This window comes from Streptacidiphilus sp. MAP5-3, from assembly GCF_041262505.1.
Classification (GTDB): Bacteria; Actinomycetota; Actinomycetes; order Streptomycetales; family Streptomycetaceae; genus Streptacidiphilus.
The window spans coordinates 59822-82506 of the sequence record NZ_JBGCCL010000017.1; the positions used below are offsets into that span (position 1 = coordinate 59822).

At 72.3% G+C, this 22685-nt stretch carries 21 protein-coding genes; 11 read left to right on the forward strand and 10 right to left on the reverse strand.

From position 1 onward, the window contains the following. Window positions 1-49: 49 nt before the first annotated feature. The 7 genes from ABH928_RS23765 (at window position 50) to ABH928_RS23795 (ending at window position 8162) form a co-directional block, all read left to right on the forward strand. Complete coding sequence (locus tag ABH928_RS23765; RefSeq protein WP_370069762.1) at window positions 50-1471, forward strand: family 2B encapsulin nanocompartment shell protein; 1422 nt, start codon at window positions 50-52, stop codon at window positions 1469-1471. Between the two features lie 30 nt (window positions 1472-1501). Continuing rightward, window positions 1502-2701 (forward strand): family 2 encapsulin nanocompartment cargo protein terpene cyclase, encoded by a 1200-nt coding sequence (locus tag ABH928_RS23770; RefSeq protein ID WP_370069764.1) that lies wholly within the window; start codon window positions 1502-1504, stop codon window positions 2699-2701. 177 nt (window positions 2702-2878) lie between these two features. Further along, window positions 2879-3730: a geranyl diphosphate 2-C-methyltransferase gene (locus ABH928_RS23775; protein ID WP_370069914.1), complete on the forward strand. Its 852-nt coding sequence runs from the start codon at window positions 2879-2881 to the stop codon at window positions 3728-3730. A gap of 161 nt (window positions 3731-3891) precedes the next feature. Then, complete coding sequence (locus ABH928_RS23780; RefSeq protein WP_370069766.1) at window positions 3892-5655, forward strand: SpoIIE family protein phosphatase; 1764 nt, start codon at window positions 3892-3894, stop codon at window positions 5653-5655. A gap of 157 nt (window positions 5656-5812) precedes the next feature. Continuing rightward, window positions 5813-6880: a DUF2332 domain-containing protein gene (locus ABH928_RS23785; RefSeq protein WP_370069767.1), complete on the forward strand. Its 1068-nt coding sequence runs from the start codon at window positions 5813-5815 to the stop codon at window positions 6878-6880. 44 nt (window positions 6881-6924) lie between these two features. Then, window positions 6925-7362, forward strand: coding sequence for a GNAT family N-acetyltransferase (locus ABH928_RS23790; RefSeq protein WP_370069769.1), 438 nt, complete (start codon window positions 6925-6927; stop codon window positions 7360-7362). A 362-nt stretch (window positions 7363-7724) separates the two neighbouring features. Continuing rightward, window positions 7725-8162: a molybdopterin-binding protein gene (locus ABH928_RS23795; RefSeq protein ID WP_370069771.1), complete on the forward strand. Its 438-nt coding sequence runs from the start codon at window positions 7725-7727 to the stop codon at window positions 8160-8162. Window positions 8163-8194: 32 nt separating this feature from the next. Here the strand turns inward: ABH928_RS23795 and ABH928_RS23800 are convergent, their stop codons facing one another. Beyond that, window positions 8195-8833: a VOC family protein gene (locus ABH928_RS23800; protein ID WP_370069773.1), complete on the reverse strand. Its 639-nt coding sequence runs from the start codon at window positions 8831-8833 to the stop codon at window positions 8195-8197. A 111-nt stretch (window positions 8834-8944) separates the two neighbouring features. Between ABH928_RS23800 and ABH928_RS23805 the strand changes: the two genes are divergently transcribed. Further along, on the forward strand, window positions 8945-9865 hold the full coding sequence (locus ABH928_RS23805; RefSeq protein WP_370069775.1) for a patatin-like phospholipase family protein: 921 nt from the start codon (window positions 8945-8947) through the stop codon (window positions 9863-9865). Between the two features lie 69 nt (window positions 9866-9934). Here ABH928_RS23805 and ABH928_RS23810 read toward each other — a convergent pair whose 3' ends face one another. Next, the gene (locus ABH928_RS23810; RefSeq protein WP_370069777.1) at window positions 9935-10651 is read right to left on the reverse strand and encodes a peptidoglycan-binding protein; all 717 of its coding nucleotides are present in this window, start codon (window positions 10649-10651) and stop codon (window positions 9935-9937) included. Window positions 10652-10782: 131 nt separating this feature from the next. After that, window positions 10783-13317 (reverse strand): lysylphosphatidylglycerol synthase domain-containing protein, encoded by a 2535-nt coding sequence (locus ABH928_RS23815; protein ID WP_370069779.1) that lies wholly within the window; start codon window positions 13315-13317, stop codon window positions 10783-10785. 233 nt (window positions 13318-13550) lie between these two features. Between ABH928_RS23815 and ABH928_RS23820 the strand changes: the two genes are divergently transcribed. Next, the gene (locus ABH928_RS23820) at window positions 13551-14273 is read left to right on the forward strand and encodes a class F sortase (RefSeq protein ID WP_370069781.1); all 723 of its coding nucleotides are present in this window, start codon (window positions 13551-13553) and stop codon (window positions 14271-14273) included. A gap of 51 nt (window positions 14274-14324) precedes the next feature. Here ABH928_RS23820 and ABH928_RS23825 read toward each other — a convergent pair whose 3' ends face one another. The 3 genes from ABH928_RS23825 to ABH928_RS23835 all read right to left on the reverse strand — a co-directional run bounded on the left by ABH928_RS23825 (window position 14325) and on the right by ABH928_RS23835 (window position 17429). Continuing rightward, window positions 14325-16085 carry a cholesterol oxidase substrate-binding domain-containing protein gene (locus ABH928_RS23825; protein WP_370069783.1) on the reverse strand — a complete coding sequence of 587 codons (1761 nt, stop codon included), beginning with the start codon at window positions 16083-16085 and terminating at the stop codon, window positions 14325-14327. Window positions 16086-16186: 101 nt separating this feature from the next. After that, window positions 16187-16738 (reverse strand): GNAT family N-acetyltransferase, encoded by a 552-nt coding sequence (locus tag ABH928_RS23830; protein WP_370069785.1) that lies wholly within the window; start codon window positions 16736-16738, stop codon window positions 16187-16189. Window positions 16739-16823: 85 nt separating this feature from the next. After that, a complete protein-coding gene (locus tag ABH928_RS23835) occupies window positions 16824-17429 on the reverse strand; it encodes a pyridoxamine 5'-phosphate oxidase family protein (protein WP_370069787.1) in 606 nt (201 codons plus the stop codon). An 81-nt stretch (window positions 17430-17510) separates the two neighbouring features. On the opposite strand from ABH928_RS23835, the gene ABH928_RS23840 reads away from it, so the two are divergent. Further along, window positions 17511-18407 (forward strand): MOSC domain-containing protein, encoded by an 897-nt coding sequence (locus ABH928_RS23840; RefSeq protein WP_370069789.1) that lies wholly within the window; start codon window positions 17511-17513, stop codon window positions 18405-18407. 11 nt (window positions 18408-18418) lie between these two features. On the opposite strand, the gene ABH928_RS23845 is transcribed toward ABH928_RS23840, so the two are convergent. The 3 genes from ABH928_RS23845 to ABH928_RS23855 form a co-directional block, all read right to left on the reverse strand. After that, entirely contained in the window at window positions 18419-18964 is a 546-nt protein-coding gene (locus ABH928_RS23845; protein WP_370069791.1) for a DUF6817 domain-containing protein, read from the reverse strand. Between the two features lie 31 nt (window positions 18965-18995). Then, complete coding sequence (locus ABH928_RS23850) at window positions 18996-19808, reverse strand: DUF4037 domain-containing protein (RefSeq protein WP_370069916.1); 813 nt, start codon at window positions 19806-19808, stop codon at window positions 18996-18998. 85 nt (window positions 19809-19893) lie between these two features. Next, on the reverse strand, window positions 19894-20778 hold the full coding sequence (locus ABH928_RS23855) for a helix-turn-helix transcriptional regulator (protein WP_370069793.1): 885 nt from the start codon (window positions 20776-20778) through the stop codon (window positions 19894-19896). A 165-nt stretch (window positions 20779-20943) separates the two neighbouring features. On the opposite strand from ABH928_RS23855, the gene ABH928_RS23860 reads away from it, so the two are divergent. Beyond that, on the forward strand, window positions 20944-21798 hold the full coding sequence (locus tag ABH928_RS23860) for an NAD-dependent epimerase/dehydratase family protein (protein ID WP_370069795.1): 855 nt from the start codon (window positions 20944-20946) through the stop codon (window positions 21796-21798). A 16-nt stretch (window positions 21799-21814) separates the two neighbouring features. On the opposite strand, the gene ABH928_RS23865 is transcribed toward ABH928_RS23860, so the two are convergent. Continuing rightward, the gene (locus ABH928_RS23865; RefSeq protein WP_370069797.1) at window positions 21815-22603 is read right to left on the reverse strand and encodes a metallophosphoesterase; all 789 of its coding nucleotides are present in this window, start codon (window positions 22601-22603) and stop codon (window positions 21815-21817) included. Window positions 22604-22685 lie beyond the last annotated feature (82 nt).

A 22685-nucleotide genomic window follows, 5' to 3' on the forward strand; every position in this document is an offset into this window, starting at 1 on the left:
GCTTACTGGAAACCGTGCGCATCCACGCGCCGCAGAGGAGGAATCCACCATGTCCATCGAGGCCCCGGAGAGCTCGGCCGACGTCAACGGCAGCGCTCCCGACCAGCAGAGCCTCAGTACCAAGGCCGCGCGCAATCTCGCCACCACCACCAAGTCGACCCCGCAGATGCAGGGCATCAGCTCCCGGTGGCTGCTGCGGTCGCTGCCCTGGGTCGACGTCAAGGGTGGCACCTACCGGGTGAACCGCCGACTGAGCCTGGCGGTCGGGCGCGGTCGCGTCGGCTTCGTGCAGAACGGTGCGGACGACGTCCGGATCATCCCGGAGACGCTGCGCGAGATCCCCGCGCTGCGGGACTTCACGGACGACGCGGTGCTGGCCGAGCTCGCCTCCCGGTTCCGGCCGCGCGACTTCCGCGCCGGAGAGGTCCTGGTGGAGGAGGGGACGCCGATCGAAGAGGTCTTCATCGTCGCCCACGGCCGGATCAACCAGCTGAGCACCGGCAAGTACGGCACCACCAACGTGCTGGGCACCGTGGCCGACGGAGACCACCTCGGCGACGAGGCGGTGCTGACCAGCGACCCGCTGTGGCTGCACACCGCCCAGGCCGCCACCTCCGGCACGGTCATGGTGCTGCCCTGGTCCGGGGTGCAGGACCTGTTCGACCGGGCGCCCCAACTGGCGACTCACATCGACGGGTTCGTCTCCGAGTCGCAGCGGGCCACCAACCGGGCCGGTGAGGCCCAGATCGAGCTCAGTGCCGGGCACGAGGGCGAGCCGGTCCTGCCGGGCACCTTCGCCGACTACGAACTCGCGCCGCGCGAGTACGAGCTGAGCGTCACGCAGACCGTGCTGCGGATCCACAGCCGCGTCGCCGACCTCTACAACAGCCCGATGAACCAGACGGAGCAGCAGCTCAAGCTCACGATCGAGGAGATCCGCGAGCGGGAGGAGTGGGAGCTGCTCAACAACCGCGACTTCGGCCTGCTCCACAACACCGCGTACGACCAGCGGATCAACACCTGGTCCGGTCCGCCCACCCCGGACGACCTGGACGAGCTGCTCAGCATGCGCCGCAACACCGAGTTCTTCCTCGCGCACCCCAAGGCCATCGCCGCCTTCTTCCGCGAGTGCAACAAGCGCGGCATCTACCCGGACACGGTGACCCGGCGCGGCCACCAGGTCCCCGCCTGGCGCGGCGTGCCGCTGCTGCCGTGCGGCAAGATCCCGGTCGAGGGCCACAGCAGCTCGATCCTGGCGATGCGTGTCGGCGAGGACAACCAGGGCGTGATCGGCCTGCACCAGACCGGTCTGCCGGACGAGGTCGACCCGAGCCTGAACGTGCGGTTCATGGGCATCGACGAGAAGGCGATCCTGTCCTACCTGGTCAGCGCCTACTACTCGGTGGCCGTGCTGGTCCCGGACGCGATCGGGGTCCTGGAGAACGTCGACGTCGCCGCGCCGCGATCCTAGAAGGCACGGGAAGCCAGAAGCGAGGGAACCATGCTGCGCCTCGACGCCGACGTACTGAGCCGCCTGCTCTCCGGCCCTGAGGGGCCGGGCACCACGGCGATCCGACTCTTCCGCCCGCCCGTGCCGGACGCGTCCGTCGCAACGGACGCAGCTCCCGCGCCCGGCGTGCCCGGGCCCGCGGTGGCGCCCGGTACGGGCACGCCGGTCCGGATGGGCAACGTGACCGTTCCGCCGCTGTACTGCCCGAAGGCAAGCCGGGACAACAGGGCGCTGGGCGAGCTGGTCAACGACCGACTCGTCGCGTGGGCCGAGCAGATGGGCCTGTTCCAGGGGCGGTTGGAGCGGCTGCGGTCGCACGACTTCGGCCGGCTCTTCATGCTGGCCCACCCCGACACCGACGACCCCGACCGGCTGCTGGCCGCCGCACGCTGCGGGCTGTCGGAGTGGGCGGTCGACGACCACTGGGTGGACGAGGGCGACGACACCCGTCCCGAACTCATCGGCCCTCGCATCGCGTTGGCCCATGCCGTGATCGACCCGGTCCGGCTGCCGGGCGCGTACGGGGTGCAGTTCGAGGACGTGGTGCGGCAGGAGCCGGTGCTGCGCGCGTTCCGCTCGGCGCTCACCGGGCTCTCCGCCATCGCCAACCCGACCCAGGTGGCGCGCCTGCGGCACGAGTTGGCGGTCATGTTCGTCGGCTACGGCCAGGAGGCCGAGTGGCGGAGCTCGGGGCGGCGTCCGGCCGTCTGGGAGTACCTGCTGCATCGCTACGAGAACGCCTTCTTCCCGTGCATGGTGCTGATCGACCCCGTCGGCGGGTACGAGCTGCCGATCCACGAGTTCGCCGACCACCGGGTGCGCCGGACCTACCTCTACGCGGGGGTGGCCAACGTCCTGCTCAACGACCTGTACTCGATGGCCAAGGAGGACCCCACCGACACCAACCTGCCCAACCTGATCGCCGCCGAGGAGGGTTGCTCCCTCCAGGAGGCGGTCGACCGCGCGGCCGCCATCCACGACGAGATCATGCACACCATCGAGGCGGAGTGCGCCGTGCTGATCGCCGCCGGCTCGCCGGAACTCAAGCGGTTCCTCGCCGGCGTCTGGGCTTGGATGGGCGGCAGCCACGAGTGGCACGCCACCAGCGCCCGCTACCACGGGACGTCCTCCACCGAGGCCGCCGCGCACGCCACCGAGGCGGCCACGCCCGATGCCGGGGCGGCGTCCTGACCGGAAGTGACGGTCCGTCACCCCACCTGCCTCAGCTCTTCTCCCTCAACGCTCGGCCGCAGCACGCGGCCGAGCAGTCTCACCGTGCCGAAAATCCGGCACAGCATCTAGAGAACATCAGAGAACCGGAGTAGATCAGTGATCCTCAGCGAGAAGTCCGCCATCCCGGGCCAGTCCATGCACGGCCAGTCCTACGCCGACCGGACCAGCCCCTACCAGGACTCCGTCGCCGACTACTGGAACGCCGAGCGCAACCCGGTCAACCTGCGCCTCGGCGAGGTCGACGGCTTCTACCACCACCACTACGGCATCGGTGAGCCCGACTGGTCAGTGCTGGAAGGCCCGGACGCGACCCGCGAAGAGCGGATCGTGCAGGAGCTCCACCGGCTGGAGTCGGCACAGGCGCAGCTGCTGGCCGACCGCCTCGGGCCGATCACGGCGGACAGCCGCCTGCTGGACGCGGGCTGCGGTCGCGGCGGCGGAAGCATGGTGGCCAACGCCCGGTTCGGCTGCCGGGTGGACGGGGTGTCGATCTCCCGTACCCAGGTCGACTTCGCCAACGAGCAGGCGCAGTTGCGCGGGGTCTCCGACAAGGTCCGGTTCCACCTGCGGAACATGCTGGACACCGGCTTCGAGTCCGGTGCCTTCGACGCGAGTTGGAACAACGAGAGCACCATGTACGTCGAGCTGGGCCTGCTCTTCGCCGAGCACGCGCGGCAACTCCGGCGCGGTGGCCGGTACGTGACCATCACCGGTTGCTACAACGACACCTACGGCCTGCCCTCGCGCGCGGTCAGTGAGATCAACGCGCACTACATCTGCGACATCCACCCGCGCAGCACGTACTTCAAGGAGATGGCCGCCAATCGTCTCGTCCCGGTCAGCGTCATCGACCTGACCGCGGCGACCATCCCCTACTGGGAGCTGCGTGCCAAGTCGCACCTGGTGACCGGGATCGAGAAGAGCTTCCTCAACGCCTACAAGGACGGCAGCTTCCAGTACCTGCTGATCGCCGCCGACCGGGTCTGACCCGACACTGACCGGGCCCACGCGGCCCGGTCGAACGGCGCGCCGCGTTGCGGGCCGGGGCACAGTCGTCATAATCGTGCTGATAATCGACGGTGCCCCGGCTCCCCGGTTTCCCGGCGTGGACCGCCGGGCCGGACCGGCGGAGGAGCGGGGACGAGGACGTGGACGAGGGACCATCGCCGAGCACGGCCATGCCGGAGCCGTCTTCGCCCAGCACCCCCGAGTCACTCAAGTCCCGCAAGTCCCCTAAGAAGTCCCCGGCCGAGCCCCCGACCGAGTCCCCGTCAAAGCCGCCGACCGTGACGTTTCCCGAGGCGCTCGACGCCGCCCGCGCGGGGCTGTTCGCATGGGACGTCGCCTCCGGTGCGGTCCACTGGGACGACTTCGTCTGCGCGCTGGTCGGCGTCTCCCCCGAGGAGTTCGACGGGCGTGCCGACGCCTTCTTCGACGCCCTCCATCCCGCCGACGCGGCCCGGTTGGCGGCGGCCACCGCCAAGGCGCTGGAACGAGGCGGCCGTTACCACAACCACTACCGCATCGTGCACCCCGACGGCCGGATACGCCGGATCGAGGAGCGCGGCGAGGTACTGCTCGGCGCCGACGGACGGCCGGAACGCGTCCTCGGCCTGCTGCTCGACCGCAGTTCCGACGGCCCCGACGGGGGCTATCCGGCACTGCCGACCGCGGCCCTGGCCAGTGACCCTGACGCCGCGCCGACCTTCGACACCACCGACGCCTTCCTGCTCACCATCACCCGCGCGCTCTCCCGGGCGACCACGGCGGACGACGTGATGCAGGTGCTCACCGACATGGTCCGCCCGTCCCTCGGCGCCGAGACGCTGCTCGTCTCGCTGACGCCGACCGGCGACCCGCACGAGATCGGTACCGTCACACTGCACGAGCCGCTCCCCGAGGAGCTGCATCCGTTGCGTCCGGCGGCGGCAGCCGCCATGCGGCGGGCGCTGGTGCAGGAGAAGCCGGTCTTCGTCGAGGGCATCTCGGCTCCGCCGCCGCCCGGCCGCAGGCCCGTCGTGCGGACGTGGGCGGTGTTGCCGCTGGCCTCCTCGGACCAGCGGCACGGCAGCTGCCTCTTCGGCTATCCCGGCGCCCGCCGGTTCGACGAGGCGCAACGCTCCCTGTTCACCGCGCTGAGCGGCATCATCGCGCACGCGCTCGGCCGTGCCCTGCTCTACGACGCCGAGCACCAGCGCGCCACCGAGCTGCAGCGCGCGATGCTGCCGCGCCGCGTCCCGCAGGTCCCGCACCACACCGTGGCCGTGCGCTACCGGCCCGGCACGGCCGGGATGGAGGTCGGCGGCGACTGGTACGAGGTGCTGGAGCTGGACGAGGGCCGGGTCGGGCTGGTCATCGGCGACGTGCAGGGCCACAGCGCCCGCGCCTCGGCGGTGATGGGCCAACTGCGGATCGCCCTACGCGCGTTCGCCCGCGAGGGCCACGACCCCGCCGGGACGCTGGCGCGCACCGGCCGGCTCCTCTCGGACCTGGACACCGACCTCTTCGCCACCTGCTGCTACCTAACGCTGGAACCGGCGACCGGGCGACTGTGGGCCGCCCGCGCCGGTCACCCGCTCCCAGTTCGACTCGAAACCTCCGGCTCGGCGCGGGAGTTGGACCTGCCGGGCGGTCCGCCGCTGGGCGTCGACCCGACGGCCGAGTATCCGCTCGTCGAGCACCGACTGGGCGTCGGCGAGGGCCTGCTGCTCTACACCGACGGCCTGATCGAGGACCGCGAGGAGTCCTACGACGAGTCGGTCGACCGTCTGCTCGCCGCCTTGGTGGGCGAGGGGCGTCCGCCGGCGCAGACCGTCTGGGAGAGCCTGGCGGACCGTCTGGTCCGCCCCCGGGCCGCGGCCACCGCGCAGCGCGACGACCTGGCCCTGCTGCTGCTCCGCCGGGACGCCTAGCGCCCACGGCCCCGGGCTCGCTGGATCAAGCAGCTCAGCCGCACCCGTGCCCAGGTGAGCCCGGCCTTCAGCCGCCCCGCCGGCGTCCTCCTGGGCACCGCCTGACCGTTGCCCAAACCTCCTGCGGTGCCCGGCATCCGTGGGCTACCGTCGGCCCATGACGGACAAGATCGCGAACGATCCGCGGGCGTCCATCCGTAACGCCTTCGCGGACGCCAGGGAGTTCACCACCTCCCCGCTCTACCGCTCGCTCGCACGCGTCGTCGCCGAGGACGACGCACTGTTGGACCTGGCCTCGCGCGGGCGCGCGGGGCAGTACCCGACGTTCCTCTTCTTCGGTGCGGTGCACCACGTGCTGCTGTCCGGGGTCGACCATCCGCTCGCGGCCTTCTTCCCGTCCCGGGTCGCCGATCCGGTGCCCGCCGGCGAGGCGGTCGGCGCCGCGCTGCGGGCGTTCTGTGCCGCGTACGAGTGGGAGCTGACCTCGCTGATCAGCTCCCGGCTCGTACAGACCAACCAGGTGCAGCGCTCGCTGGCGCTGCGCTACGGCCTGGCCACACTGCTGCCCGAGACCGACGGCACCCCGGTCCACCTGATCGAGGTCGGCACCAGCGCGGGCCTCAACCTCGGCTACGACCGCTACGGCTACACCGTCGGCGCCCAGCACTTCGGCGACCCGGACTCGCCGGTCCAGCTCGCCGCCGAGCTGCTCGGCGACGGCCCGCTGCCGGACCTGGACACGCTGCCGAAGGTGGCCAGCGTCCTCGGCGTCGACCTCAACCCGATCGACATCCGCGACGCGGAGGACAGGCGCTGGCTGGAGGCGCTGATCTGGCCGGAGAACCACGACCAGCGCCGCCTGTTCAGCGCCGCGTCCGAGCTGATCGCCGCCGACGCGCCACAGATCCGGGCCGGGGACGCCGCCGTGGTCCTGCCGGAGCTGGCCGCGTCCCTTCCGGCGGGCGAGCCGCGCGTGGTCTACCACTCCGGCACCCGGATGCACGTCCCGGCCGACCATCTGAACGCCTTCGACGCCGGGATCGAGTCGCTCGGCGCGGACGGGCCGTTGTGGTGGCTCTCCCTGGAGGAGGCGCCGGATCCCGCGCTGCCCCGCACCTCGGACCGCTTCGGCGCGGCGCTCAACCTCCGTGGCCCGGACGGCGAACGGCGCACCCTGGCCGTCGTCGACGGCCATCTGCGCTGGGTCGAGCCGATGCCGTGCTGAGCGCCGTCTCGCTTCGGCCTCCCAGGCCGGAGGAGGCCGGGGAGTTGACGGAACTGGTGCTCCGCTCCAAGGCGCACTGGGGTTACTGCGCGGACTTCATCGAGGCCTGCCGGGAGGAACTGACGCTCCGCCCCGCTGATCTGGCACCGGATCGGGTCTTCGTGGCAGAGCGCTCCGGCAACGCCGTGGGGATCGCGGCTCTGAGTCGTGACCTGCCCCCGACGGGCGCGCTCAACCTGCTGTACGTCGACCCGTCCGCGATCGGGCACGGTGTCGGCGGCCGGCTCTTCGCCCATGCCTGCGCGGTCGCCCGCGCCGCAGGCTTCACCCGGCTCACCATCGACGCGGATCCGCACGCCGAGCCGTTCTACCTGTCGCGCGGTGCGGTCCGGATCGGCGAGACCCCGTCCGGATCGATCCCGGGCCGGATGCTCCCGCTGCTCGCCGTGGACTTGGGCGATCGGGCTCCGGCGGAGCCGTAAGGCCCAGGAAGCGGAGCGGTAAGTCCAGGAAGGGGCGGCGGCCGGTGGACGGAGGCCCGAACAGGGCCGTTGAACGAGCCGACCAGCCCGATCGGCAGCCACCCCTTCGCGTCACACAGGCGTGTGCATGCCACGCCGAGCAACGACCTTGATCGTAGTACGTGAGGGACGCTCGCGCAGCGATCGTGCGCCGCTCGCGCCGCCCGGATTCGCGCCGGACGTGTGAATCCGGACCGACATGCCAGAGCAAAAACGGCAATCGGCTCGCATCTGCAACGGCGCAGGAATTCGGATATCACGGAATGGATACGGTGAAACCGTCGTCACCTTCGTTCACTTCGAGAACACGCGAGGTTTCCGTCATGGCCCAGAGCTCCGACAGCACCCTGAGCATTCGCAACCAGATCCCCGGCACCGTCACGTCCGTCACCAAGGGCACGGCGATGGCCCAGGTCAAGGCTCGCCTCACCGGCGGCCAGGTCGTCACCGCCGCGATCACCACTGACGCCGCCGACGAGCTGAAGCTGGCCGAGGGCACCGCCGTCCAGGCCGTGATCAAGGCGACCGAGGTCTCCCTGGCGACGGGTTCGGTCTCCGGCCTCAGCATCCGCAACCAGCTGCCCGGCACCGTCACCTCCATCGCCGCGGGTGCGGCGATGGCCTCGGTCAAGGTCTCCATCGAGGGCGGCGAGCTGACCGCCGCGATCACCAAGGACGCCGTCACCGATCTCGGCCTGAAGCAGGGCAGTTCGGTGGTGGCACTGGTCAAGTCCACGGACGTGTCGCTCGCGACGGCCTGACGCCCACCCCGTCAGCCACGGCTCACCACAGCTCACCACACCTCGAATTCGTTGCCCTCCGGGTCGACGAGTTCGGCTTCCGGAGAACCCGCCGGTGAGCCCGCCGGACAGCCCGGCGGTGAGCCCGCCGCAGACACAGCGAGCCGCAGCCGGTTCGGCGCGGACTTCGGCGCGGCAGGCGGGCCTATCACCAACGTCGGCCCGGTGCCGGACGGATGACGCAGTCGGACGCCCCACGCTCCCCGGTCGACCACCTCCCAGCCGGTCCGCGGCTGCCAGAACGGGAGTTGGGCGGCCGGGTCGGCGGCGTCCAGTGCGAGCGCCGCGAGCCCGTCGTCCGCCGAGGCGTGCGGCAGCACGCAGAACTCGTTCCCCTCTGGATCGGCAAGCACCGCCCACGGCACCGCTCCCTGCCCGATGTCGACGGGCTCCGCCCCGAGGGCCCGCACCCGCGCCACCTCGTCCGCTCCGCCCGCCAGGTCGAGGTGCAGCCGGTTCTTGCCACGCTTGGGCCCGCCCGCCGCGGCGAAGCGCAGCATCGGACGGCCCGGATACGGCGAGTGCAACTCGCTGCCGTCCGCCGAGGGTTGCCAGCCCAGCGCCGCGCCCCAGAAGGCGCGCAGCGCCGACACGTCCGAGGCCTCGATCACGACGCCGAGCAACGCTGCCATGGCTCCCCCGCCTTCGGTCCGACCGGCCTCGGCAGCGTACCCGGTCACAGACAGCGGGTATGTTCTGCTGCGATCCGGTGTTCGGGTGCGCCGGGAGTCGGAGGGGGCACGGTGGATTCGCTCAACACGGTGAACACGGATGCGGTGAGCGGCAAGCGCGACAAGGCGCTGGTCCTGGGCGGCGGCGGACTGACCGGCATCGGTTGGGAGTGCGGGATCCTGCACGGCCTCGCGGAGGCGGGCATCGACCTCGCCGGGACGACGGACGTCGTCATCGGCACGTCCGCCGGAGCGGTCGTCGGCGCACAGCTCACGTCCGGCCTGCTCGGCGTCCAGGAGCTGTACGAGCGGCAGATCGCGGCCGTGGAGGCCGGTGAGGCGTCCGGCTCGCTCGGCACGTCGGCGATGCTGCGCTTCGCCTGGGAGGTCGCCCGGTCGCGCGACGCCCGGTCCTTCGGCGTCCGGATGGGCGAGTTGGCCATGGCAGGCGCCAAGGGCGACGACTCCGGAACCACCCCGTCCCCGCAGCGCGCGAGCATCGCCCGGCGGCTGCTCAGCCACGAGTGGCCGGGGCCGGAACGCCGGTTGGTGGTCACGGCCGTCGACGCGGAGACGGGCGAGTTCGCGGCCCTGGACCGCGACGGCGAGCTGGGCCTGCTCGACGCGGTGGCCGCGAGCTGCTCGGTGCCGGGCGTCTGGCCCCCGACCCGCGCGGCGGGCCGTACCTGGATCGACGGCGGCATCCGCTCCTCCGCCAACGCGGACCTCGCGGCGGGCTACCGCAGCGTCGTCGTCATCGCGCCCCTGCCCGTCGGGGCGGGGCCCATCGCCAGCCCGCGCTCCCAGGCCGCACGCCTTGCCGACTCCGGCTCCCGCGTCGTCCTGATCACCCCGGACCGCGCCGCACGCCGCGCCTTCGGCCGCAACATGCTCGACCCCTCCCGGCGCGCCTCCGCCGCCCGCGCAGGCTTCGCCCAGGCAACGGCACATGTGGAGACCATCGCCGCCGCGTGGTGCGCGGCGGGCCACTGAAATCGCAGGTCGTCCCGCGGGCACGCGTAGTACCCGCACGGCGGCCGTAGCGCGGACGGGAGACGGAGCTCAGTCGCTGCCTTCCAACGACGCACGGGTGGCCGGACCGTAGACGCCCGGTGGGTCGCCGGTCAGGTCGCGGTCCTGCTGGAGCTGGGTGACGCCGCGTGTGGTCGCCGCATCGTAGACGCCGGTGGTCGAGACGTAGGTGAACCCCTGCTCGAAGAGCAGCTGTTGCAGGTGCGTCACGGCGGGCCCGGTGTCCCCCGGACGCAGGGTGCCGTCGGCGGACGGCGACGCCGCCCCGGACACGGACACGGACACGGCCGACGACGGCGTGGGCGAAGCCGACGGCGAGACGGGGTGCCCGAGCGCAGCCCGCGTCGTGGCACCGTCCGTCGGGGTGCGGGAGGCCAGCGGGCTTCGCTGCGGCAGGACGGTCGGGTTGACCGGCTCGGAGGTCGCGGACGCGAGAGCGGGCGCGGAGCCGTGGACCGGCGTGCCGCCGCCCAGCGTGCCGGCGAGGATCAGCGCCGCCGCGGCGGACGTCAGCAGAGCTCCGGCGAGCAGCAGAACCCTTCGCCCACGAGGGGAGGACCCCCGGTGCTCGTCCGCGCCACCACCCACGGGCCCTGTCGGGCCGGGAGCCACGCGCCTCTCCGCAGGAACAGGACCCTCCCGGGAGGGTGCCGTATCGCCCCACTCCACCGCAGGCACGGCCGTCTCAACCGTCTGCCCGCCCAGCCGGGCGACATACGGCCGGACGAGATCGGCGTCGGGTTCCATGAGCCGATGATGATACGCAGCCTCCCCCTGCCTCGCCGATTCGTGCGAAACACGGACCAGAGCCGAATCCTCGTGCTAAATCGGGCCCACAAAGCGCGACCAATCAGACACGGCTCAGTCGACGGGGAGGGTCAGACGGCGTCGAGGTGCTGCAGCCACAGGTAGGCGATCCACCCTGGGAGGGCGGGCAGCCAGAGCGTCAGCATCCGGTAGAGCAGGACCTGGAGCAGCGCGACGTCGTAGGGCATCCCGGTGGTCGTCTGCAGGGCGTAGGCCAGCACCGCCTCGACCCCGCCCACCCCGCCGGGGGTCGGGACCGCCTGGCCGAGGGTGCCGCCGATGAGGTTGGCGATGGTCACCTCGGCGAAGCCGGGGTGCTGTCCGAAGGCGAGGGCGCAGGCGTAGAGGCAGGCGGCGGAGAGCAGCGAGACCAGCAGCTGTCCGACGACGCCCACAGCCACCTTGCCCGGCTGCTGCAGCAGGTCGAGCATCCGCGGCAGAATGCCGCTGATCATGGGCCGCAGACGGGCGACCACCCAACGCCGCAGCGGCGGGACGGCGGCGGCGAGCAGCGCGAGGGCACCAGCGGCGAGCAGCGCGACCACGAGGTCCGTCGAGTCCGTGAACGGCGTCCGGTACTGGCCACTGGCCAGGAAGCCGAAGACGAAGATCAGCAGGATGTGCAGGACCAGCCCGACGGCCTGGGCGACGCCGACGCTGGCCACCGCCTGCCGCGTCGAGAGCCCCTGCTTGTGCAGGAAGCGCGTGCCCAGGGCCATCCCGCCCAGGCCGCTGGGCGCCACGATGTTGACGAACCCTCCGGCCACCTGGGCCAGCAGGCTCCGCCGCAGGTTCAGCCGCTCGGGGACGAAGCCGACGAAGCTCATGGTGGCGGCCACGAATCCGCCCGCCGAGAGGACCGCCGCGACGGCGATCCAGCCGGGACGCGCCTGCGTGAGCGCGTCGAACGGGTTGGTGTTCCTGCTGGAGAGCTGGAGCACCAACAGGTAGCCGGCGATGGCCAGTCCCAGGACGGCGATCAGGGTACGCGGGCGCAGTCGCTCCAGCCGGACGGCCTCGACCGGAGCCTCGGGGATGGCCCGCGTGATCTCGTCACGGATCCGGGCGAGCAGGGGCGTGCCCTGGTTCTGCTCAAGCTCCGGCTCCTGGTCCGGGTCTGTTTCCTTCGCCTGGTCCTTTTCCAGCGCCTTCAGCCGGGCCCTGGTGCTGCGCGGCAGTGCGAGCGGCTGCAGTACCGGCACCGCCGTCCCGAGCCGGTCCGGACCGAGGACGTCGAGCGCGGCGGCAACCGCGCGTTCGGGCCCCACCCGCAGGGACAGCGACGTGAGCAGCTGTGCGAGGTCCGTCCGCAGGACGAGGTCACCGGCCGCGATGTCACCGTCCTGCAGGTTCACCAGGCCGGCGTCGCCGTGCCCGTCCACCCACACGGAGTCGGCCGCCAAGGCGCGGTGGGCGATCCGCCGGGCGTGCAGGAGCTGGACCTGCCGCCAGATCCGGAGCAGCAGGCCATCGGTCAGTTCCGCGTCGTCGAGCTGGTCGAGCGTGCGCCCGGTGAGTTGCTCGTAGACCGCGAGCGACGCGTCCGGGCCCAGGTCGGCGGTGGCCAGCAGCCGCCTGGTCCGGACGCCGGCCGCCTCCGCTGCGTACGTGAGCAGCGCCTCCTGCCGCAAGGCGTCGCCGGGCGAGAGCAGGCTGCGCCGCTCGGGGGCGGAACGCAGGCGCAGCCGCTGCCCGAGCCGGCGCAGGAAGCCGACGGCGGACCGCCCCCGGTCCAGCACCATCACGTCCAGCAGCGGGCCCTCACTCGGGCCCTCGCTCAGGCCCTCACTCGCCTGCCGGACCAGGTAGCGCTGCGGCTCCTGCGGCGGTTGGTCCAGCCTGCGGAACGCCGCAGTGGGTGCGAACCCGACCTGACGCAGCGTCTGGAAGAGCAGCTCCACGTTCGGGCGGACGTTCGGTGAGCCCATCGCGTACGCCGTGCCGTGCGCGGTCGTCCAGCCGAGCAGCAGCGACAGCAGCACCGACAGCGCGTCCGCGTAGCCGCTCACCAGCGCGGTCAGCACGTTCAAGGCGACCACGACGTCGAGGCCGAACCGCCATTGCGGACGGTGGGCCACCCCGGCAGCCGTCATGAAGGCGATGGCCGGAACGGAGAGCGCGAGCAGCGGCCCGTCGAACGGCGAGGCCGCCTCGGGCGGGGTCAGCACGGACACGATCGCCTGCGGAAACAGCTCCGAGTACCAGAGGTTCAGCGTCATGCTGAGCCCGAACGCGATAGTGGCGGCGACCAGCCCGTCCTGGACGCGCCGACGCCCGTGCCGCAGCAGCTGAGAGACGGCGAAGGCCGTCGGCACCAGCACGACGGCGGTGCTGGCGAAGGACCCGGCCAGCGCCAGCAGCAGGCGCGGCGCCTGCCCGGCCCCGCGGGTCGCGTCCAGTTCCAGGCCGCCCATGGTGTCGTGCGCGGCCTCGGCCACCAGCAGCGTCAACGCGATGAACACCAGGCCCAGCACGAAGCGGATCAGCGTCTCCGGACGGCGGGCCCGCGCGGGCAGCAGCAGTTCGGCCCGCCCCACGCTCACCGCCTGGGGCAGCACGTCCTCGCCGCCGGACCGGGCGGGTCCGCGCAGCACCACATCGTTCACGAGGAGCGCCCCCACAGGTCACGGCCGGCTCGTCAGGCAGCACTCAGTACCTTAATCGCCCGCGTCCGCCGCCTTGCGGGCAGACGCAGGGCGGCGGAGCCGAGGTCGTGGAGTGCGCAGCCGAACGGGTGGTGTCACGTGGGGCCGTTTTCAGAACCGATAAATCTGACAATCCTTCACATGCTGGATCCGCACGATCGCTCCCGCGCGCAGCCGAAAGCGAAGCCACCCGCATGAGGTTCTACGACGACCCGCTGGACCAGGACGACGACCTTCGACCCTCCGAACCCGCCCCCGCTCCGAACGCACGGCGCAGCCGCCGGATGCTCGTCGCGCTGCTGCTCCCGTTCCTGCTCAGCGCGTGGATGATGTGGGACGGCACCCGCACCGCTCATCCGCCGACGCGGGTAGCCGCGCAGGCCGCCCCCAGCACCGGGCGCGGCTCCGCGTCCCACCCGTACGCGTCCACCTCGCTCGCGCCCACCCGTCCGCCGGCGCCCATGCTGCTGCCGCTGGCCTGGAGCCCGCCGACCCGGATCACGATCCCCGCGATCGGGCTCGCCGCCCCCGTCGCGCCCCTGGGGCTGGACCGCTCCGGCGAGCTCTCCGCCCCGGCCGCCCCGAGCGCCCCGGCTACTCCGGGCGACAGGATTCCCGAGGTCGCCGGGTGGTACAAGGACGGCGTCGCACCGGGGCAGCCCGGTAACGCCCTGATGGTCCTCTCCCAGCTGGGCTCCCTGCGCACGGGCCACCAGATCGAGGTACGTCGCCAGGACGGGCGCACCGCCGTCTTCTCCGTGGACGCCGTCGGTCCCTACGCCGGGAATGCCGGTAACGCCGGTAACGCCAAGAACGTCACGAACAGCGCCACCGCCCCCGAGCTCCGCCTGGTCACCTCCAGCAGCTCGGACACCTCCGACATCGTCGTCGACGCCCGTCTCGTCGCCGTGCGCTGAAAGCCGTGCGCCGAGAGCCGTGCGCTGAGAGCTGAGCGTTGCCCCGCCCGTTCAGAGCGACAGCTGGTCCAGCAGCGGGCCGCCGAAGACCCCGTTCGGGTCCAGCGCGGCGAAGGTCGCCGCCGCAGCGTCCCAACCGTCCCCTGCCGCCTGGCCGTCGGTGTAGGAGGCGGGGATCGCGCCGCTCATCGCGGTCGTGTCGGTCCAGGCGCCGGAGGGGGTGTTGGCCCACTCCTTGGGCCACTCGTTGTGGACCGCCCCGTACGAGCCGGTGTAGTGGCTGCGGAACCACTGCTCCATCTCGCCCATGAACTGGTGGCAGCCGGGTGTGACCGGCACCGTTGTCATGTCGAACCAGACCGCCGTGTCCCACTCCGGGTGGTCGGGTCGGGTCCGCAGCGGCGAGAGCTGCGCGCCGAGCGCGCCCGGGACGCCGCAGTCGGCGGCCTGGTCGAGCCCGGTGACCCGGATCTCCAGCGGCGCGTTCATCGGGTAGAGGCCCTGCGCCGCGTACGACGCCAGCTTGGCGCTGTACTCGGCGTAGAAGTCGCTCACCACCTGCTGCACGTTGGCGCGCGTGGTCACCACGTTGCAGCAGGTCGAGGTGATCCGCAGCGTGGTCGGCCGGACGTAGAGCAGCACGTCGCTGGACCAGCCCCAGATGTCCCAGGTGTCGGTGGCGACCAGGCCCGCGCTGATCGCGTCCATCTGCGCCGCCGTGAAGGTCGGGGTCACCGACGCGTCGCCCGCGACGATCTCCGAGAGCAGGTCGGAGACGTTCTTCGGCACGATGTCGTTGAAGGTGAAGTCGTACGGGCCGGTCACCGCCCGGGAGACCCAGGGCTGGCTCGGCGTCGGCGTGAAGATCCGCAGCCAGGGCGAGGAGGTGAACGGGAACCAGATGCACACCACGCGCCCCGACTGCGCGACGTACGAGGCCAGTGACTGCGACCCCGCCGAGGCGGGCGGCGCGAAGAGGTCCGCGGCGGTCACGTTGAACCAGCTCTGGCAGCGCAGCCGTTGGTCCGCTCCGACGCGGAGCGTCGCCTCGGTGACGAAGATCCGTCCCAGGTTGACCAGCAGCGCCTGGATCTCCGGATCGGTGCGCTGGAAGGTCTTCAGCACGTACGCGCCCTGACCGGCGTCCCAGACCACGGCCGTCAGGCTGATGATCAGGTTGCTGACGGAGCCGTAGGTGTGGCCGGACAGCGGAGTCTCCCCCACCGCGGGCACGCCGGTACCGCGTCCGCCGCTGGCCAGTACGCCGCCGACCGTGCACGCGCCGAGGACCGGGAAGCCGGTCAGGCCCAGGCCCGCGTTCTTGAGCGTGCCGAGGGCGTTGTCCATGGTCGCGCCCGGCTGCACGGTGACGCTTGCAGGACTCCCTGCATTGACGGTGATGTTGGTCAGCGACGTCGTCGTGTCGACCATCAGCACTCTGGCGGGCGTCCCCGGCGAGGCGACCAGCGGCGACCAGCTGTAGCCGCCGCCCCGTGCGCGCAGCCGCCAGCCGTTGGCGTGCGCCCAGTTGGCCAGCGTCAGCACGTCGGCGGCGCTGCCGGGGGACGCCGTCCACAGGCCCTCGACGGTGATCTCCTCGGACCAGTTCTGGAAGGTCTGCTGGTACAGCGGGATCCCCGCCGGGAACTGCGGCGGCGCGGGGATGGTCGTGGCCGCGCTCGCCGCCGGGATCCGGCCGAACGGGGTCCACTGCACCGCCGTCGCCAACGCCGCTGCGGCGCCTGCGCCGAGCAGCATCCGGCGGCTGAAGACGGGCGCGTGCGACTGTTGTTCTTCCACCGGCTTTTCCATCGGTACCCCTCCTGACGGGCCGCGCTCGGCTGTGTGCGGTCAGCGGGCAACGGGTTCTGATGGATCGTCAGGCGGTACGGTGGCGGCCGGAGATGGAGAAGTCAAGAACGAGAGGACTGCCACTCCCGAGCCAGCAGCGACCAGACCTGACTGTCCTGACGAACGCCGTTGTACAGGAACTGCTCGCGGAGCGTCCCGTCGAGGGACATGCCGACGCGCTGCGCGACCGCCTGGCTGCGGAGGTTGGCGGGGGAGGTGTACCAGGAGATGCGGTGCATCCCGCGCTCCTCGAAGGCGTAGGCGATCAGGCGGCGCACCGCGACCGTGATCAGCCCGTGGCCCTGTCCGGCGGGCTCGGCCCACACACCGATCTCGCAGTTGCCCGCCGCCGCGTCGAACTGCACGAACATCACGCCGGCGACCAGCACCCCGGCCCGCCAGATCCCGTAGAGCCGACCGCCGTCGGCGGCCTGCTTGTCGGCGTAGCTCTGGAGCGTGGCGCGGGCGGACGCCAGGTCGGTGGTGCGGGTGGCCCAGGGGATCCACGGGTCGGTGTTGGCGCGGGCTCGGTCGATGTGCGCCAGGAACTCCTCGGCCTGCCACGGCTCCAGCGGGCGCAGCTCGGCATCGGGGGCGAGGGGCACGGCGTACACGGGCGTTCGTCCTGTCGTTCGCGGGCGGGATCGGTCGGGCTTCTCTTCGCAGGCGAGCCTATCCCGCCGCCTTCGGCCGAGCGCCCTACGCCTCCCGCGCGGGCAGCACAGGGAGCGCCGGGAGCGGCAGCGGCAGCCCCGGGAGGCCGTCGATGCTGTGCTCGATGTACTCCTTCTTGTGGAAGTACGCGTCCAGGCTCTCGTCCGTCTCGCGCTCGAAGCGCGACCCGTGCAGGGTGCGGTCCTCGTCGTAGCTCATGAACGGCACGGCGTAGCCGCAGGTGTCCCGGACCAGCTCGGCGTGGACGACGACGATCGCGCGCAGCCCGTGCCGCGTCGGGTCGATGTCCGGGAAGTGGCCCAGCAGCTCCGACCAGCGCGGGTCGTCCCGGAAGACCGGCTCCCCGCGCCCGTGGACGCGGACGATGTTCGCCGGCCCGTCGAAGGCGCACCACATCAGCGTGATCCGGCCGTTCTCGCGCAGGTGCGCGACGGTCTCGGCGTTGCTGCCCGCGAAGTCGAGGTAGGCGACCGTCCGCTCGTCGATCACGGCGAACGAGCCGGTCAGCCCCTTGGGCGACAGGTTGATGGTGCCGTCGCCGGCGAGCGGCGCGGTCGCGGTGAAGAAGATGTGCTGCGCCTCGATAAAGGTGCGCAGCCTGCCGTCGATACGCTCATAGGTCTTTCCCACAGGCCGATTCTCCCTCCGTCCTCCGCCTGCGAGCGACAATTTCGGTGGTCGAGACGCCGCTCACCCGCCAGACTGCCGCAGATGAGCCGTGATCAGCCCGACGTCCCTGCCGACGTGATCGCCACCGTGGCGCAGCTCCGGCGCCACCCGGTCAAGTCCCTGCTCGGCGAGGCCGTCCCGCAGGCACGGCTCTCGGCCTCGGGTCTGGAGGGCGACCGGCGGCTGGCCCTGCTCGACCGGGAGACCGGAAAGGTCGTCAGCGCCAAACACCCCCGGCTGTGGCGCGCGGCGCTGACACTCGCCGCGTCCACCGCCACCGACCAGGTGCACATCGCCTTTCCCGACGGCTCACACCTGCCCAGCACCGCACGGGAGTCGAGCGCCCGGCTCTCCGCCGTCCTGGGCCGCGCGGTCACGTTGACCGACACTCCTCCGACGGACGCGAGCCTGGACCGCGCCCGCCCGGACGAGGTGCTCGCCGGCGGCGTCGAGGCCGACGTCACGGTCGACCTCGGCCGCCTGGGCGCGGGCCTCCCGCCGGACGCGCCCCGCACCTTCGTGGACTTCGCACCGCTGCACCTGATCACCACCGCAACGCTGGACCGGATCGCCGCGCTGAGCCGGCGCGGCAGCGTCGAGGTCGAGCGCTACCGGCCGAACCTGGTCCTCCGCACCCGCCCCGCGTCCGACGGCGGTCCGCAGGGATTCGTGGAGAACGACTGGCTCGGCCGAGGCCTGCGCATCGGCGACCGCCCGGACTCCCCGCTCCTGCGCATCATCGCCCGCACCCCGCGCTGTGCCGTCCCCACCCTCGCCCACGGCGACCTGCCCCGCGACACCGCCGCGCTCCGCGTCCTCGCCGCGCACAACCGGGTCGTCCCCCTCGACACGATGGGCCCCGAACCCTGCGCGGGCGTGTACGCGCAGGTCATCCGCCCAGGTCAGGTCCGCGTCGGCGACGCGGTGCGGTTCGACTGATCCTGCCTGGCCTACTCGTTCACGCCGAGCACCGTCGCGCAGTGGGCACGAGCCGCAGGCGACAGCAGCGGCACCCAGCGGGTGAGGAGGCTGCGCAGGGACGCACCGTGACGGGCGCGCATGTCGGCGCTGGCGGCGAGGACGTCCAGTTCGTTGGCGGCGGTCAGCTCGGCGAAGTCGCGGCGGGCGGAGAGGTCTGGGAAGGTCGCGCGGCCGGTGAAGCGGTCCACGAACGGCGCGGTCCCGTCCGTCAGGCCGTGGTAGGAGGCCTTGCGGTCGCAGGAGGCGTAGAAGTGGACGAGCTCCTCGGCGCCCGTGCCGATCGCCGCCACCAGCTCCGCCCTGCGGTCGAGCGGGAGCAGGGCGACCGGGAACTCGTCCGTGCCGTAGAAGGCATGACACAGACCGGCGAGAGCCAGGTCTGGACGAGCGCCCCAGGAGGTCAGCAGCGCGTCGACGCGGCCCAGGTGGGCGAGGAGCGTCCCGCCCGGGTGGTCGATCGTCTCCGCACCCGCCTGCCGCAGCAGCGTCAGCGCCCGTTCTCGTTCCTGACGCATCCTTCCCTACTCCCTCCTCATTGACTGCCCGTCAGTCCTTGCTCGCCAGGCGCTCCCGCACGTCCGCGACCAACTCCTCCGCCTCGGCGATCGTCGCCGTCAGCAGCTCCCCGGTCGTGCCCGCAGCGCCGAGCAGTCGGGCGGCGCGGTCGGCGAAGTCCGGCGGCGCGGCGGGCAGCGTCGCGGCCACGGCGAAGGCCCCTTTCTCGTTGAGGTACCAGCGCCGGGCATGGGCGAAGAGCGACTGCGTCAGCACGCCGACCGCGCGGCTCAGGCAGAGGGAGGTGTGCAGCACGTCGCCGCGCGCCGCGGACTTGCGGGCATTGGCGCAGAGGAACTCCGACTCCCACGCCGCGTCGCACAGGGCCTGCCGGAGTGGCTCCGGGTAGTCGCGGGTCTCGGCCCGCAGCGCGGCCAACTCGCCGAAGGGGTCGGCCAGTACGCGTCCCAGCGCGACCTCGCCCGGGTAGCAGGGCGACCAGAAGCCGAGCGGGTGGCCCGGCTGGATGCCCACCTCGTAGCGGCCCGCGCGGCAGTCGTCCCAGATCCGGCGGACCCGGTCGACATCGCGCAGGATCCAGTCCACCGGGACGCCGTCCACCGTCAGCCAGGCACCGCCGTTCACCCACGGCCCCCAGCCACCCGGACCCGCCACCTCATCGCCCGGCACCTCGGCGCGCGGCTCGGCCTCAGCCGCGAGCGCGCGCAGGGCGTCCAGGTCGAGTGTGCCGCGGTAGTAGACGCCGAGATCCCAATCCGACTCGGGCCGGGCCTCGCCACGCGCCCGGCTGCCGCCGAGCATCACCCCGACGACACCGTGAACCTCCGTCAACTGCCGCGCCATGCGCGCGATCCGCGCCTCGATCGTGGCCTCAACCGCACCTGTCACCCCGGGAGTCTCTCATCACCCGGCTGACGCAGGCAGGTAGTTACGCGCGTCCGCCGGATGTCGGCTCCGGGCGGGTGAGGTCCTGGAGGCCGATGACGCGCAGCAGTTCCAGGCGTTCCTGCGTCACGCTGCCCGGCTTCGCCGTGTGGACGAGGAGACGCTGGTCGCCGCCGTCGTCGACGAGGATCTCGCAGTTGAGCTCCAATGCGCCGACGACCGGGTGCAGGACGGTCTTGACGTCGCTCCGGCGCACCGCCACGTCGTGGTCGGCCCAGAGCCGGGCGAACTCCGGTGAGGCCGCCAGCAGTCGCCGCACCAGCCGCTGGGCACGCGGGTCGTCCGGGCGGGCCGTGGCGACCGCGCGCAGGTGCGCGGCGTGGGCGCGGGACAGACGGTCATGCTCGTCCTCAGGGCTCCGGTCCCGGAAACCGGGCTCGGTGAACCAGCGCCAGAACAGGTTGCGCGCCTCCGGGTCGCCCGTGTCGATGTCGCCCCACACCGCCTTGGCCATCGGGTTCTGCACGAGCACGTCGCCGAGCGCCGAGTGCACCGCCGCCGGGACGTCCCACAGCCGGTCCAGGATCAGCAGCAGCCCCGGACGGACGTGGTCGGCGACCGTCGTCGTGCGCGGCGGCGCGTGGCCGACCAGGTGGAAGAGATGGTCGCGCTCGTCCTCGCTGAGCCGCAGCGCCCTCGCCAGCGAGGCGAGCAGTTGCGGGGACGGCTGCGGACCGCGTTGCTGCTCCAGCCGCGTGTAGTAGTCGACCGACATCCCGGCCAGTGAGGCGACCTCCTCGCGCCGCAGGCCGGGCGTGCGCCGACGGGCACCGTCCGGCAGGCCGACGTCGGCCGGTGCCAGCCGGGTCCGGGCATGGCGCAGGAAGTCGGCCAGCGCGGCTCGGTCCGTGCGTTCTCTACGGTCCATGCCTCCATGGTCGTCGCTCGGGTCCGGCACAACCAGGGATCGCCGGTCCCCCGATCAGCAGGTCTCTCCCACGCCCGTTCCGCAGGTCGCAGGCTGGTACCCGGAACAAGAACGGGAACGGGAACGGGAACGGGAACAGGAACCGAGAGCGGGAAGGTGACGACGATGACCACGATTCTGGTGACCGGCGCGACGGGGCAGGTCGGACGGAGGTTCGTACCCCGGCTGGCGCAGTGGGCGGGCGCGGAGGAGACCGTACGGGTGCTGGTGCGGGACGAGCAGCGCGGGGCGGCCTTCGCCGGAATGGGCGCCGAGGTGGTTCTCGGGGATCTGCGCGAGGAGGCGGACCGGGCCAAGGCGCTGGCCGGGGTCGACCAGGTGGTCAATGTGGCGGCGGCGTTCCGTGGCGTGCCCGACGAGGAGGCCTGGGCGGTGAACCGGGACGCCGCGATCGCCCTCGGACGCGAAGCGCGCGACGCGGGAGTGCGGCGCTTCGTGCAGACGAGCACCAACCTCGTCTACGGCCCCGGCCACGGCCGCCCGGCGCACCCCGAGGACGTCCCCGCGCCCGACGCGGCCTGGGGCGTCTACCCGACCTCCAAGGCGGAGGCGGAGGCGGGGCTGCGCGCGCTGGACGGGCTGCCGCTGGTGACCGTCCGCCTCGCCTTCGTCTACGGCGAGGGCGACCCGCATCTGGAGCAGGTCGGTCGCTTCATCGCGGACTGGCCGGCCCACCGGCGCCTGCAGATGGTGCACCACGCCGATGTGGGCCAGGCCCTGTACCGGGCGCTGCGCACGCCGGGCATCGAGGGCCGGACCTACAACGCCGCCGACGACGCCCCGGTCACCGCCTGGGACCTGCACCGGCTCAACGGCACCACCTTCCCGTCGGCCAACGCGGACAACCCGGTCACAGACCCGTGGGACGGCATCGCCGACAACCTGTCCCTCCGCGAGGAGCTGGGCTGGCGTCCGGTCCACCCGTCCGTCTGGACCGCCCGCGACGCCGGAGCGCTGTGACCCGCTTCGAACGGGCTCAGACGACGCAGCGGTAGTGCGTCGTCAGCCGTCCGTCGTCGCCGATGACGTGGAAGAGCAGGGCGGGCGGCAGTTCCTCGTGCACGGCGCCGTCCTGGCCGGAGCCGCTCGGGCCGTGCTCCCAGGGCAGCCGGAGCGTGGAGACGACGCCGGGAGCGACCAGCAGCGGGCGTCCGGCGAAGGTGGTCGCCACCGGGGTGTGGGCGTGCCCGGCAAGGAAGGCGAGCAGGTTCGGGTGACGCTCCGCCAGCTCGGCCAGGCGCTCCTCGTCGACCTGCCGGATGTGGTCGACGTAGGAGTTGTGCACGACGACCGGCGGGTGGTGGAACCCGACCAGGACGGGGAGCTCGGGCCGGCTCCGGGTCAGCACGCCGTCGAGCCAGGCGAGGGTGGAGTCGTCGAGCCGCCCGTGATGCTCGCCCGGGACGGAGGAGTCGCAGAGCGCGAGGACGAACCGCTCGGTCTCCAGCACCCGGTTGACCGGCGCGCGGTCTGCTTCGGGATCTGTCTCCGCCCCCTGCTCCGGCTCACCCAGCAACACCCGCCGGAACGGGCCGCGCGCGTCGTGGTTGCCGGGGCAGACCAGGACCGGGTGCCGGGATGTCAGCAGCGTGCGCGCCCGCGCGTACTCGTCGGGCGCGCCGTGGTCGGCGATGTCACCGGTGACCGCCACCGCGTCGAGGTCGTAGGGCAGCCGGTCCAGGTACCGCATGACGGCGCGGGTCCGGGCCGCGCTGCGGCGTCCGGCGTCGATGTGGAGGTCGCTCAGCTGCGCGATGACGATCATTCAGCCACCCTACGGGCACGCCCTGACACGGACCACCCGCCTGGCGGATCGCCCACCACCGCACCGGCTTGGCACGCTTGCG